This window comes from Microbacterium sp. X-17, from assembly GCF_039615055.1.
This window is the reverse complement of the sequence record NZ_JBDHNI010000008.1, coordinates 162,363-175,632: the sequence shown is the minus strand read 5'-3', so window position 1 is coordinate 175,632 and position 13,270 is coordinate 162,363. Positions and strand designations below refer to the sequence as shown.

Genomic DNA, 13,270 nt, shown 5'->3' with positions numbered 1-13,270 from the left:
TATTGTTACTATTATTCCTATTAATTCGGATCAGCCATCCGGACATCCGCACCGTTTACGAAGGAGTAGGCCATGCAGTCACGTCCCCCTCGCCGCAGCAGAGTGCTGGGCTTGGTCGCAACGCTCGCGGTGGGCGCCATCGCCCTCGCGGGATGCTCGTCCTCCAGCCCCAGCAGCACCGCCGGGGCGAACACGCCGAAGCCCGCGACGATCACGTTCGCGGCATCGACGCTCGGCGACCCGGGCCGCGGTCCGGGCCTCCAGAAGCTGATCGACGAGTACAACGCCAGTCAGAAGATCGTCACCGTCAAGCCCGCGTCCGTCCCGTACCCGACCTTCGGCCAGACGGTCCTGACGCAGATGGGCGGCGGCGAAGGGCCCGACCTCGTCCGGTTCGACATGCCGGAGTTCGAGGCGGCGGCCGGGTCGAGCCTGCTGGAGCCGCTCGACGACAAGATCGACGCCAAGGCGCTGGACCTCATGCCGGGCCCCGACAAGTACTTGACGGTCGACGGCCACCGTTACGGCGTCGTGTTCGAAGACGCGAACTACGGCATGTTCTACAACACCGCCCTGATCCCGACCCCGCCGACGACGTTCGACGAGTTCATGCAGACCGCCAAGAGCCTCACCGCGGGCGACACGTACGGTCTCGCCTTCCGCCAGACCCAGGCGGAGGAGGCCGGCGTCTGGCAGGACATCTTCAACTACGTGCTCGGCTTCGGCGGCAACTGGTCGGACGGCAAGAAGCTGACCATCGACTCGCCGAACGTCATCAAGGGCCTCGAGGCGTACCAGAAGCTGTACGACGCGAACGTGATCCCGAAGGGCGCCGACGCGGCGACCTTCCGCAAGATGTTCGCCAACGGCAAGGTCGGCATGGAGCTCAACAACGGCGGCTACGCCACGGCGACCACCGCGGCGAACCCGCAGCTGAAGTTCTCGGTCGCCCGCATCCCCTTCCCGGTGAAGAAGCAGGGAGCGCTCCTCGCGCCGATCGTGATCAACGCGAACAGCAAGCACAAGGACGCCGCCCTCGACTTCATCCACTGGCTGCTCAAGCCCGCCCAGCAGGTGAAGCTGCAGGAGGTGCTCGGGGCCAGCAGCGTCGCGACGGAGACCAAGCGCAGCGAGGCCAGCCTGCAGAAGTACCCCTTCCTGCCTGTCCTCGACGACCTGACCGATTCGGGCGTCCCGCAGATCGTCCTCGGCTTCGGGGCGCAGACTCCGGACATCCGTCACATCGTCGTCACGCAGGTCCTCTCCGCCCTGAAGGGGGAGAAGGACATGAAGTCGGCGATGCAGACCGCTCAGAAGCAGGCAGCGGAGCTGGTCGGGCGGTGAGCACCACGACGGGGTCGCGCCGCGAGGCGCGGCCCCCGCACCCCGCACAGCCCCCGGGACAGGTCCGGCGGGCGCCGGCGCAGCCGCTGTCCGCCCGCCGGCGGCGCCGCGTCGTCGGCAGCCCGTGGACGCCGTACGTCTTCCTGGCGCCCGCCGTGCTATACATCGTCGTCTTCCAGCTGGTCCCGCTGGTTCAGGAGGTGTACCTGAGCTTCACGAGGACGACCCTCCTCAACCCTGCGGTGAGCGTCTGGGTGGGCCTGGCGAACTATCAGCGCGTGTTCGCCGACCCGGAGTTCCAGCAGACGCTGCTGACGACCGCGGTCTACGTCGTCTGCTGCGTGGTGGGGTCCGTCGGACTCGGCCTGGTCGTGGCGCTGCTGCTGAACGGACGGTTCCCCGGCCGGGGCGTCGCCCGTTCGCTGGTCACGATCCCGTGGGCCGCGCCCGGCATTGCCGTCGCCCTGATCGCGACCTGGATGTTCAACCCCCAGTTCGGCATCCTGACCCGGCTGCTGCGCGCCGTTGGCATCGACCCCGGCGCCAGCGGTGCGCTGGACAACCCGCGGCTCGCGCTCGCCGCGATCCTCCTCACGACGATCTGGCAACTCGTCCCGTTCGTGGCGGTCGTGCTGCTCTCCGCTCTGCAGTCGGTGCCGCAGGAACTGGTCGAGGCGGCGTCGATGGACGGCGCGGGACGCTGGACGGTGTTCCGGGTCGTCACCTGGCAGGTGCTCAAGCCGACGGTCGGCCTCGTCGCCGTGCTGATGACGATCTGGTCGCTGCGGCGGTTCGAGCTGATCTGGCTGATGACGCGCGGCGGCCCGCTCGGCTCGACACGGACGCTGGTGATCGACCTCTACTCGCAGGCGTTCGAATCCAAACAGCTCGGCGTGGCCGCGGCGATCGGGATGGTGGGCATCGTCATCTCGGTCATCGTCATCGTCGGCAGCAGACTCGTCGCGCGCGGCGCGGCACGGGAGGCATGATGCGCACCGCACGACGCTTCGGGGTGACCGCCCGCATGATCGCGGTGTTGGTCGTCCTCGGCCTGGCGATCTTCCCGGTCTACTGGATGTTCGTCACCGCGCTCACACCGGACTCCGCTCTGTACAGCGGCGGGACGAGCCTGCTGCCCGACTTCGGCCGGATCGGGGTCTTCGCGGACGTGCTGGCGGACGGTCAGGTGCTCGGCTGGTTGCTCAACAGCCTGATCGTCGCCGCGGGCACCACGGTCCTGGCCGTTGGCCTGGGCATCCCGCTCGGCTACGCGCTCTCGCGGTTCGGCTTCCGCGGGAAGGTCGTCATCGCGGTGGCGCTGCTCTTCACGCAAATGCTGCCGGAGGCGCTTCTTGTGGTCCCGCTGTTCTCGATCTTCCGCCGGTTCGAGCTGCTCAACTCGCTGCACGGCCTGATCCTCGCCGACACCGCGTTCGCGCTGCCCGTCGTCGCCCTCATCCTGAAGGGTGCGATCGACGGGGTGCCGCGCGAGCTCGACGAGGCCGTCCGCGTGGACGGCGGCCGCCCGTTCACGGTGCTCAGCCGCGTCATCCTGCCGCTCATCGCACCCGCAGTGGCGGCGTCGGCGGTGATCGCGTTCTTCAGCGCCTGGAACGAGTACGTCTTCGCCGTGACGTTCGTCTTCGACAAGGGCCTGCAGCCGGCGTCGGTCGGCGTCGCCGGCTTCATCGGCGAGCAGGACACCTCCATCCAGAGCATCATGGCGGTCGCGCTGCTGTTCACGCTGCCGGCCGTCGCCTTCTACCTGTTCGCACAACGCTACGTCGTCAGCGGTATGACCGCCGGCGCCGTGAAGGGATAGCACCACCGATATGAAGATCACCAGTCTCGACACCGTCGTGGTCGACTTCTACCGCACCAATCTCGTCTTCGTCCTGCTGGGCACCGACGAGGGGCTCACCGGTGTGGCCGAGGCGACGCTCGAAGGCCAGGAGCACGCTGTCGTCGGCGCGGTCCGGTTGCTTGAGGAGCGCGTTCTCGGCGCAGACCCCACCCGGATCGCGGAGACGATCTACCGGCTCAACCGCGACTCGTACTGGCGCGGCGGCCCGGTCTCGATGACCGCGCTCAGCGCTCTGGAGACCGCGATGTGGGACGTCTCCGCCCGTGCGCTCGGCGTCCCCGTTCACCGGTTGCTCGGCGGCCAGACGCGCGACCGGGTGCGTGCGTACGCGAACGGCTGGTTCTCCGGGGCGCGCACTCCGGAGGACTTCGCCGAGGCGGCGCTCGCGACGGTCGCCCAGGGCTTCCGCGGCCTGAAGTGGGACCCGTTCGAGGCCGCCGACCTCACGGTCGGGGCGCGGGACCTGCGCCGGATGCTGGAGCCTGTGGCAGCCGTCCGCGACGCCGTCGGCGACGACATCGAGCTGTTCATCGAGGGTCACGGCCGCTTCGACGTGCCGAACGCGATCCGGATCGCCCGCGAGCTCGAGCAGTACCAGCCGGTGTTCTTCGAGGAGCCGAGCCCGCCGGACAGCGTCGACGCGCTCGTGGAGATCCGCTCGAAGTCGCCGATCCCGATCGCGGCGGGGGAGCGCTGGTTCGGCCGCAACGCGTTCCTGCCGGTGCTCGAACGCGGAGCCGTCGACTACATCCAGCCGGACGTCACCCACGCCGGCGGCCTGTCCGAGCTGGTCTTCCTCTCGACACTGGCGGCCGCGCGCTACGTGCCGTTCGCGCCGCACAACCCGTCGGGGCCGCTCAGCACGGCGGCGACCCTGCAGCTGGGGGCGGCGCTGCCGAACTTCCGGTACCTGGAGATCATGGCCGTCGACGTGCCGTGGCGCGGCGACATCTCGAACGAGGCGCTGCAGCTGACCGAGGACGGCGACATCCTCATCCCCGAGGGGATCGGGCTGGGCATCGAACTCGACCTGGAGGCCATCGCCGAGCATCCCTACCGCTCGCACCCCATGCGCCTGTTCGACGACGCCGTGGCGGACATCCGTCCCGACGACGCGCGCTCGTACTTCACCAAACCCCTCGTCCCCGTCAGCTAGGAGACCACCGTGCACCTGTACCGTTCCGCCGACGGCCGTGTCATCGCCCACCGCGAGGATGGCCCCGGGCTCGTCCCCGTCGCCTCGCTGGCCGAACTGCTCCGGCTGCGGTCGGCCGAGCTCCGCACGCTCCTGGAGGGCGAGCTCGCCCCGACCGCGCCAGGCATCCCCGCTGCCCCGATCGACGGGCGGACGGAGGTGTGGGCGAGCGGCGTGACCTACCTGCGCTCGCGCTCCGCCCGCATGGACGAGTCGAGCGACCCCGACATCTACGACCGGGTCTACGTCGCGGAGCGCCCGGAGCTGTTCTTCAAGTCGGCCGCATGGCGCGTGGTCACCGACGGCGAGCCGATCGCGATCCGCGAGGACTCCTCGTGGGACGTGCCGGAACCGGAGCTCGCGGTCATCGCCAACCGGCACGGCGAGATCGTCGGCTACGGCGTCTGCGACGACGTCAGCTCGCGATCGCTGGAGGGCGAGAACCCGCTCTACCTGCCGCAGGCCAAGGTGTTCGCCGGCGCGTGCGCCATCGGCCCGGCGATCCGCCCGGCGTGGGAGGTCGACGCGAGCGACCTCGGTATCCGCCTCCGGATCGAACGCGACGGCCGCACGATCGTGGACGACGCGACCTCGACGGCGTCGCTCGCCCGGCCACTCCCCGAGCTGGTCGAGTATCTGTTCCGAGCGGAGAACTTCCCGGACGGCGCGTGGCTCTCCACCGGCACGGGGATCGTTCCCGCGGACGACTTCACGCTGCGGGTCGGCGACCGGGTGACGGTCGAGGTGCAGGACGTCTCGTCGGTGACGAACCCGGTGGCGCAGGGGCGCGCGTCGTGGGACTTCCTGGAGGCCCGGTGAGCGCGGCGACTCTGGACGGGGTGGACGCGGCGTGCCTCGCCGCCGCCGACGCGGCAGCCGGGTACGCGGACGCGTCGGTCGAGGTGCGCGCCGCGCTGCTGAACGACATCGCGGACCGTCTCGACGATGACCGCGATGGCCTCGTCGCGCTTGCCGACGAGGAGACGCACCTCGGCGCGAGCCGTCTCGCAGGCGAGGTGCTGCGAACCACCGGTCAACTGCGAGCGTTCGCCGAGCTGATCTCGGCCGCGTCCGGAGTGGTCGTGGACCGGCCTTCCGGGTTTCCCGAGCTGCGTCGGTACGTGGTGCCGCTCGGTCCGGTCGCTGTCTTCGCGGCCAGCAACTTCCCGTTCGCGTTCAGCGTGGCGGGCGGCGACACCGCCTCCGCGCTGGCCGCCGGCTGCCCGGTGGTGGTCAAGGCGCATCCCGGGCACCCCGAGCTCTCCCGGAGGACGGCGGCCCACATCGCGGAGGCGGTGCACGCGGCCGGTCTGCCGGCCGGGGTCTTCAGCCTGGTGGAGGGGTTCGACTCCGGCCCAGCGCTCGTGCAGCACCCCGCCATCGCTGCGGTGGGCTTCACCGGCTCGCTCGCCGGTGGCCGCGCGCTCTTCGCGCGTGCGACAGCGCGGCCGGACCCGATCCCGTTCTACGGCGAGCTGGGCTCAGTGAACCCGGTCTACGTCACCCGGGAGGCCGCCGAGGCCCGCCTGCCGGAGATCGCCGCCGGGTTCGCCGGGTCGTTCACGCTCGGCGCCGGCCAGTTCTGCACCAAGCCGGGCATCGTGTTCGTCCCCGACGGCGAGGCGTTCGCCTCCGCGGTCGCGGACGCGCTCGCCGACAGCGACGCCGCGCCGATGCTGAACGAGCGGATCCTCAGCGGCTACCAGGGGCTGGCCGCACGCTTCGATCAGCATCCCGGGGTCAGGACGGTGCTGGCGGGGACCGCCCGGTCCGCCGGTGTGACCCCAAGCCTGTATGGCACCGACCTGGAGACCTTCGAGCGCGACGTGGACTCGCTCGGCGAGGAGCGCTTCGGTCCGAGCGCGCTCGTCGTCGGTTACGACGACGTGCGTCGCCTCCCCGGCGTCGCGCGGGCGATCGGCGGAACCCTCACCTCGTCCGTGCACGCAGAGTCCAGCGCGGACGAAGGCCTGGATGCGCTCATCGCCGCCGCGACCCGGCAGAGCGGCCGGCTGGTCTGGAACGGCTGGCCCACCGGCGTCGCCGTCTCTCCCGCGATGACGCACGGCGGCCCGTACCCTGCCAGCACGGCGGCCGGGACGACCTCCGTCGGCGCCGCCGCGATCGACCGCTTCCGCCGGCCCGTCACCTTCCAGGGCTTCCCGCCGGAAATGGTCCCGCCCAGCGCCGGCCCCGCGTGACGCACCCTCCGCTCCGTGCGCCGCTCAGAGGCGCACGGAGCGGAGCGGCCCGCTCAGCTCTCCGGCACAGGCTCCCGCCGGTCGGCGACGTCGGTGTCGTCCGCGTCGTCCGCGCGCATCTCCGGCGGACGGCGACGGAAGCCGCGGGTGAGCACCGCGAGGTAGACCACGCCGATGACCAGCCAGCCGATCCCGAGATACAGGGCGATCGGTCCGAGCTGCGTGAGCAGATAGAGGTCGACCACGGCGCCCAGGGCCGGCAGGACGAGGAACGTCGTGATCGACGGGCGTTCGCGCTTCCGGCGCTGCCGGACGAAGTGGACGATCACGCAGACGTTGACCATCGTGAAGGTCAGGAACGCGCCGAAGTTGATGAACGACGTCGCCGTGTCGAGGGAGAGCCCGAGTCCGAACATCGCCACGACGCCGATCAGGATCAGGTTCAGCAGCGGTGTGTTGAACCGGACGTCGAGGCGCCCGAAGAACCGCCGGGGCAGCACGCCGTCGCGGCCCATCACGTACATCAGCCGGCTCGTGCTGGCCTGGATCGCCATGGCGGACGCGAAACCGCCCACGATGATGACCAGGTTCACGATGTCGGCGAAGACCTTGCCGCCGACGAGGACGGACATCGCGTAGGAGGCCGTCGACGGGTCCTTGAATGTGCCGCCCGGGTGCACGAGCTGCATGACGTACGAGACGACGACGAAGATCAGGCCGCCGATCACCACGGCGAGGAAGATGCCGCGCGGGATGTTGCGCTCCGGGTTCACCGTCTCCTCGCTCAGCGTGCTGATCGCGTCGAACCCGAGGAACGAGTACGCCGCGATGGCCGCGCCCGCCGAGACCGCCGCGACCGTGCTGGTGGAGTTCCACAGCGGCGCGGTGACCGACGCGACGTGGGTCGTGGTCAGGTGGCCGACGCAGAGCACGATGAAGGCCGCGATGCCGAGGCCGGTCAGCGTCATCAGCGTCTTGTTGACGCGGTCGGCCAGCACGATGCCGAGGCCGTTGACGATCGTCGTGACCACGATGTTGATGATCAGCCAGACCCACACCGGCACGCCGGGGAACTGCGCGTTGAGGTACACCGACTGGATCAGCCACGCCACCATCGGCAGGAAGAAGTAGTCGAGCAGGATCGCCCAGCCGACCAGGAAGCCCACGTTCGCTCCGATGGTCCTGCGCGCGTAGGTGTACGCGGAGCCCGACGCCGGGTACAGCCGCGCCATCCTCCCGTAGCTCAGAGCGGTGAGCGACATCGCGGCGGCGGCGATGATGTACGACGTCGGCGAGGTGCCGTTGCTGGCGCCGGCGATGACGCCGAACGTCAGCATCACGATCGCGGGCGACATGTAGGCCACCCCGAACAGGACGATGGAGGACAGCGAGAGCTTGGGCTTCAGGAGCGGTGTCGCGCTCATGCGCCGACCTCCTCGAGCATCGCGGAGCGCGGGGCCCAGCGCGACGCCGACATGCGGCCGTCGTAGAGGGGGAGCTCGATGGTGGCGTCGTCCCCGTCGAACTGCCGCCACGGCCGGGTGACCCCCGCCGTGCCGTACTGACGGACCAGTCCGACCTCGTCCAGGTCGATCGTGTCGGTGAGCACTACGGACTCGGAGCTCGACGACTCCACCCGTGCACGGCCCTGCGGGTCGACCAGGAGGCTGCGGCCGAGCCCGTCCGGGGAGGCCGCGTTGACGCTGGCCACGAAGACCTGGTTCACGATGGCGTTCGCCTTGGCGATGGTCACCTCCTGGGCGCGGTCGGCGGTGGGGGTCCGGACGACGTTGACGATGAGCTCCGCCCCCATCCAGGCGAGCTGGCGGCTGCTCTCGGGGAACCACGCGTCGTAGCAGATGGACAGCCCGACACGGCCGTGGCCGGTCATCTCGAACACGACGAAGTCGGATCCGGCGGCGACCGTCTCGTACGGGCGCCAGGGGAACACCTTACGGTACGACGCGACGCGGCGGCCCTCGGGGGAGTAGGCGGTCGCGGTGTTGTACACCCGTCCGTCCTGCCCGCGCTCGTAGAAGCTGCCGGGGATCAGCCAGACGCCGAGGTCGCCGGCGACCTCGGCGAGCTGCCGGTCGAGGGGGCCGTCGAGCGGCTGCGCGAGCGCCTCGATGCGCTCGGCCGCGTCGGACGTGTCCTCGGCCCCGGCGTCGGCGAGGTGCAGCTCGGGGTAGGCGAAGAGGTGCGTGCCGGGGAGGGAGCGCGTGAGGCGCCCGAGCCCCTCGGCGAACGCGCCGACGTCGTGGTGCGGGGCCGCTGGTGCTTGCACCAGGGCCAGGGACAGGGGTCGGGTCATCATCAACCGGATTCCGCGAAGGCCCCTCGGAGGGGGCGACGAATAAATTAAACGAAATTTATGTAATTAACTCGCGACTGTCAAGGTCTCGCGCGGACTCCGCTTTCGGGCCGGTGTGCCACTATCGACGTATGGCCCGGCCGAAGGAACAGACCAAGCGTCGCGACCAGCTCATCGCCGCGGCCTCCAGCGCGGTGCTCCGGCACGGGGCGAGCGGGTTGCGGCTGGCCGACATCGCCGAGGAGGCCGGCCTGACCTCCGCGTCGGTGCTCTACTACTACCCCGACGTGCGTGAGCTCTACACCGCCGCCTTCGCCCAGGGCGGCGAGGAGTACATCGCGCTGCGCGAGGCCCACGTGCAGGCCGCCGACTCCCCGGAGGCGAAGCTCGCCGCGTGCATCCGGTCCGGTATCCCGTGGCCCGGTCACGCGGAGGAGACCAGCCGCCTGCTCTACGAGCTGACGCCTGTCGTGCTGCGCAACGACGCCGCGGCGGCGGAGCACATCGCGCTGATCGCGCGGCAGGCCGCGCTCTACGAGCAGGTGCTCCGCGAGTGCGAGGCGTCGGGGCGCTTCCGTCTCCGGCAGCCGGCCGAGGTGCTGGCGCGCGGCTTCGTCGCCCTGGAGGAAGGCTTCGGTGTCGACGTGCTGGTCGGCGAGCTGGACCCGGAGCTCGAGCAGGAATGGCTCGACGACTATGCCCGGGTGATGGTGGTCGCGGCGGAGCCCGACGGCGTGCTCCACGACCCGGCTCGGCCCTAGCCCCTCACCCCTCCCACCCGGCTGCCCGTTCGCGCCGGTCGGCCAGCGCTATCCGGCGCGTGTGGCGGATCCGCAGATTCCTCGCCCACACATGCATGCGCTCTAGTGAACCGGTTGTACCGACGGTGCCACCCCGGCGCACGCTTCGGACGAGTCGGAAGTGAAGCTGGTTATCCAGCATGAGGACACGTGGATCGATGTGTACATGGAAGCCTTGGCGGCCGCGACCCTCGACCTGGAACCGCCTGCAGGAGCAGAATCCGCCAAGCCCGGCTCACGGCTGAGTACATCCGCGAGCGCCATGAATCTCAGTGGCAGGATGTCCTGAATACCGCTCGTGCTCGCGGATGGCAGTCAGCGCAGTATGGTGTCGAGTCGGGGGACGACCTCGTGTCAGGGGCGACCAGGAGTCATCGCGGACCCCGGCGTGGGCGTCGGACAGTGACCGTCTCATCACGTCGTTCCCCTCATCCCGCAAGGTTTGCTGACCGATTGGGGCCGTCGCGGAAAGGGCGTCGGCCCCAGTCCTGGGTCGACGCGCTTTTATTCAGCTCGATGCTCCGCGATGATTTCCGCGCTGTCCCAGAGCTCCTGGGTCAGCCAGTCACAGAGTTCGTCTCCGCGCTCGAGCCACTTGTCGTGCTCAGCTGCGTCGCGCCAACCGTCACCAGGTCCGACGGCGGCCTCCCATTCGTCGTACCACCGCCGTAAGGCGGTCGCGAGTTCGTCGCTCAGCCCATAGTGGTCGGGAGTGACGGTGTAGCCGAAATTCGGATCCCAGAGCGGCCAATCATGGCCGTGGTCGGGAAAGAACCTGATCGTGTGCAATTCTCCTGCGCGCGACCGCGCGCTCCTGGCGATGGTCGCCTCGGCTGAGGAGTAGGGAGGCACGAGCAGTTCCTCCTGAGCCACAGGGTCGACCGCTCGACCCCACGAGGATCTCCGATCAGGCAATTCCTCGCGCTTCATACGATTCAGGCTACGTGACACTCGCATGACCGCCGCCGCCCCTCACCCCTCCCACCGCCGCGGCAACCCCAGCCACGTCCCCGCACCCGGCTCGAAGTGCGTCACCTCGCTCACCAGCCCGCCTGTGACCCCCACCACCAGCACGCCCACCAGGTGCAGGCCGCCGGACACCGGGTCCCGCACGTACTCGCCCCAGGCCGGCTGCCCGTTCGCACCCGTCGGCACCATCCGTTCGATCGTCCGCCGGTGGTCGGTCATCGGCCCGAAGAACGCCGCCGCCGCGCCGGGACCGTGGTACTCGAACGGCAGCGGGGGCATCCGGACCCAGACGTCGTCCGTCATCAGGGCGACCAGGTCTGCGACCGCGCCGGACGTGAAGGCGGTGACGAAGCGGTCGAGCAGCTCCGGGTCGGGGTCGATCGGGTCGAGCGCGGGCGGCGCGTCCGCGAGGGCCGCGCGGGCGCGTTTCAGTGAGCCGTTCAGGGAGTCGACCGTGACGTCCAGGAGGTCGGCGGCCTCCGCAGCGGGGTAGCCCAGCACGTCGCGGAGGAGGAGGGCCGAGCGCTGGGAGGGCGGCAGCAGTTGCAGGGCGCGGGTGAACGCCAGGGTGATGGCCTCCCGGGACTCGTAGCGGGCCTCCGGTCCGGGGGCGGAGTCGGGGAGGCCGTCGAGCTGCGTGTCGGGGTACGGCTCCAGCCAGGACACCTCGCCGAGCGCAGTCGGCCGGGCGACGGGAGGCTCCACCTCGGCCGGCCTGCGGCGCCCGGCGCGCAAGATGTTGAGGCAGCGGTTCGTCGCGATGCGGTAGAGCCAGGTCCGCAGCGACGAGCGGCCCTCGAAGCCTGCCAGTCCCAGCCTGGCGCTGAGCAGGGTGTCCTGCACCGCGTCCTCGGCGTCCTGCACCGAGCCGAGCATCCGGTAGCAGTGCACGTGCAGCTCGTGGCGGTGCGGCGCGGTCAGCGCGTCGAACGCGGCGCGGTCGCCGCCGAGCGCGGCGTGGAGCAGCTGGTCGTCCATCGTCCCTCTCTCCCGGGCGATCCGATTCTGGTCGTCCGTCTCGTCTGTGTCGACACCGTGGGCGCCGCGGACTGGTCGAGGAGGCGTGACCAGTTCCCGCATCCGGCGGCGTCTACCCCGGTGAGACGACAACCGCGGGTCGACGACCCGCGCACCGAACGGAGAACACCATGACCACACAGACCGCCACCGACTACACCACCACGATCGACCTCGACCGCAGCCCGGGCGACGTCTCCGGCGCCATCGCGGACGTCGGCCGCTGGTGGCTCGGCGACGTCACCGGCGCGGCGGACCGCGTGGGCGACGAGTTCACCTACCGCTACCGCGACCTGCACGACAGCACGCAGCGCGTCACCGCGTTCGAGCCGGGGCGTCGCATCGTCTGGGACGTGATCGACAGCGAGCTCGGCTTCGTGGACGAGCCCGACCCGTGGACCGGCACGCGGATCGTGTTCGACCTCCAGCCGTCCGGCGGCGGGACGCGCCTGACGTTCACCCACGAGGGCCTCACGCCGGCGAAGGAGTGCTACGACGCGTGCTCGGCGGGATGGGACCACTTCGTCGTCGGCAGCCTGCGCCGGTTCGTGGAGACCGGCGCAGGCGTGCCGCTGTGACGGAGCGTCGGACTCAGATCAGGTGCAGTTCGGCTGGTAGGCCGGGTCGGCGGGGCCGTTCGGCACGCTGAGCGCCTCCAGCACGAGCTGCTGCACGACCGGGTCGTTGGGGGTCTGGTCGTGCTCGATCGGGTCGGCCGGGCACTTGTTCTGGATGACGGTGTTGGTGACCTGGCTGGGCGAGCCGCTCAGCGCCTGGCTCTGGTAGGGCGTCACCACCTCGTCGTGGGTGGTCGAGATGACGGTGTAGCTCGGTCCCTTCACGGTGTCGCCGATCGAGTTGAGCTTCTGCAGGAACGCCGAGCCGGCCGTCTGGTCGGCGCACGCCGGGCACGCCGACGGGTCCGCGCTCGTGAGCGCCGGCAGCCCGTCCGGTCCCGGGACGATGACGCCCTGCGTGCCGTGGTTGGAGGGCGCGATCCCGATCAGCTGGTGCACCTTCTTGGCGCCGCCGAGGAAGCCCAGGTAGTAGCGCGGCATCATCCCGCCCTGGCTGTGACCGACGAGGTCGACCTTCGAGGCCTTCGTGGAGGCCAGAACGGCGTCCACGAACGGCGAGAGCTGCTGCGCGGACTGGGCGATCGGGCCGGATGCGTCCACGCCGTTGTACTGCCCGTAGTCCAGGGCGAACACGCAGTAGCCCGCCTGCTTGAGCACGGGCGACATGGTGGACCAGTTCTTCGCCATGCTCTCGAACGTCCCCGGCACGAGGATCACCGGGTACGGGTGCGCGGCGGACGGCACGCACGACCAGTCGTTGGCACCGGGGGGCGAGACGGAGACGGTGTCCGCCTGGGCGGGCAGGGCGACCGCCAGCGATCCGAGGGCCGCCGCGGCGCCGGCGACGAGCAGCTTCTTCAGTAACGACATCGGTACCTCTTCCTGTGCGCCCGGCGGTACGGAGTAGGGGGTCTCCGCCGCGGACGCGAGTGATGACGCGACACGGTAGACGCGGTGGCGGCAGGGTCAACCGGATCGCAGGCTTCCG

At 70.2% G+C, this 13,270-nt stretch carries 13 protein-coding genes; 8 read left to right on the top strand and 5 right to left on the bottom strand.

The genetic code is table 11. From position 1 onward, the window contains the following. The first annotated feature begins 72 nt into the window (after window positions 1–72). From ABCS02_RS31740 to ABCS02_RS31715, 6 genes are read left to right on the top strand one after another with little or no spacing between them, the layout of a single operon-like run. Entirely contained in the window at window positions 73–1,344 is a 1,272-nt protein-coding gene (locus tag ABCS02_RS31740) for a sugar ABC transporter substrate-binding protein (RefSeq protein WP_345839714.1), read from the top strand. Further along, complete coding sequence (locus ABCS02_RS31735) at window positions 1,341–2,333, top strand: sugar ABC transporter permease (RefSeq protein ID WP_345839713.1); 993 nt, start codon at window positions 1,341–1,343, stop codon at window positions 2,331–2,333. Before ABCS02_RS31740 ends, ABCS02_RS31735 begins: the two co-directional genes overlap by 4 nt. Then, window positions 2,333–3,166 carry a carbohydrate ABC transporter permease gene (locus tag ABCS02_RS31730; RefSeq protein ID WP_345839712.1) on the top strand — a complete coding sequence of 278 codons (834 nt, stop codon included), beginning with the start codon at window positions 2,333–2,335 and terminating at the stop codon, window positions 3,164–3,166. Before ABCS02_RS31735 ends, ABCS02_RS31730 begins: the two co-directional genes overlap by 1 nt. A gap of 10 nt (window positions 3,167–3,176) precedes the next feature. Further along, complete coding sequence (locus tag ABCS02_RS31725) at window positions 3,177–4,364, top strand: mandelate racemase/muconate lactonizing enzyme family protein (RefSeq protein ID WP_345839711.1); 1,188 nt, start codon at window positions 3,177–3,179, stop codon at window positions 4,362–4,364. Window positions 4,365–4,373: 9 nt separating this feature from the next. Continuing rightward, window positions 4,374–5,222, top strand: a complete 849-nt coding sequence (locus ABCS02_RS31720) for a fumarylacetoacetate hydrolase family protein (protein ID WP_345839710.1) — start codon at window positions 4,374–4,376, stop codon at window positions 5,220–5,222. Then, window positions 5,219–6,604: an aldehyde dehydrogenase family protein gene (locus ABCS02_RS31715; RefSeq protein WP_345839709.1), complete on the top strand. Its 1,386-nt coding sequence runs from the start codon at window positions 5,219–5,221 to the stop codon at window positions 6,602–6,604. The genes ABCS02_RS31720 and ABCS02_RS31715 overlap by 4 nt, the downstream gene beginning before the upstream one ends. A 53-nt stretch (window positions 6,605–6,657) precedes the next feature. On the opposite strand, the gene ABCS02_RS31710 is transcribed toward ABCS02_RS31715, so the two are convergent. Both ABCS02_RS31710 and ABCS02_RS31705 read right to left on the bottom strand, forming a co-directional pair. Continuing rightward, entirely contained in the window at window positions 6,658–8,028 is a 1,371-nt protein-coding gene (locus ABCS02_RS31710; RefSeq protein WP_345839708.1) for an APC family permease, read from the bottom strand. Further along, on the bottom strand, window positions 8,025–8,921 hold the full coding sequence (locus ABCS02_RS31705; RefSeq protein ID WP_345839707.1) for a carbon-nitrogen hydrolase family protein: 897 nt from the start codon (window positions 8,919–8,921) through the stop codon (window positions 8,025–8,027). Before ABCS02_RS31705 ends, ABCS02_RS31710 begins: the two co-directional genes overlap by 4 nt. A gap of 128 nt (window positions 8,922–9,049) precedes the next feature. On the opposite strand from ABCS02_RS31705, the gene ABCS02_RS31700 reads away from it, so the two are divergent. After that, window positions 9,050–9,679 carry a TetR family transcriptional regulator C-terminal domain-containing protein gene (locus ABCS02_RS31700; protein ID WP_345839706.1) on the top strand — a complete coding sequence of 210 codons (630 nt, stop codon included), beginning with the start codon at window positions 9,050–9,052 and terminating at the stop codon, window positions 9,677–9,679. Window positions 9,680–10,222: 543 nt separating this feature from the next. Here the strand turns inward: ABCS02_RS31700 and ABCS02_RS31695 are convergent. After that, window positions 10,223–10,648 (bottom strand): hypothetical protein, encoded by a 426-nt coding sequence (locus tag ABCS02_RS31695; RefSeq protein WP_345839705.1) that lies wholly within the window; start codon window positions 10,646–10,648, stop codon window positions 10,223–10,225. 42 nt (window positions 10,649–10,690) lie between these two features. Next, the gene (locus ABCS02_RS31690) at window positions 10,691–11,665 is read right to left on the bottom strand and encodes an RNA polymerase subunit sigma-70 (protein ID WP_345839704.1); all 975 of its coding nucleotides are present in this window, start codon (window positions 11,663–11,665) and stop codon (window positions 10,691–10,693) included. Window positions 11,666–11,835: 170 nt separating this feature from the next. Here ABCS02_RS31690 and ABCS02_RS31685 point away from each other — a divergent pair, with 170 nt between their 5' ends. After that, the gene (locus ABCS02_RS31685) at window positions 11,836–12,282 is read left to right on the top strand and encodes an SRPBCC domain-containing protein (RefSeq protein WP_345839703.1); all 447 of its coding nucleotides are present in this window, start codon (window positions 11,836–11,838) and stop codon (window positions 12,280–12,282) included. Between the two features lie 18 nt (window positions 12,283–12,300). Here the strand turns inward: ABCS02_RS31685 and ABCS02_RS31680 are convergent, their stop codons facing one another. Beyond that, window positions 12,301–13,152 carry an alpha/beta fold hydrolase gene (locus tag ABCS02_RS31680; RefSeq protein ID WP_345839702.1) on the bottom strand — a complete coding sequence of 284 codons (852 nt, stop codon included), beginning with the start codon at window positions 13,150–13,152 and terminating at the stop codon, window positions 12,301–12,303. Between the last annotated feature and the right edge of the window lie 118 nt (window positions 13,153–13,270).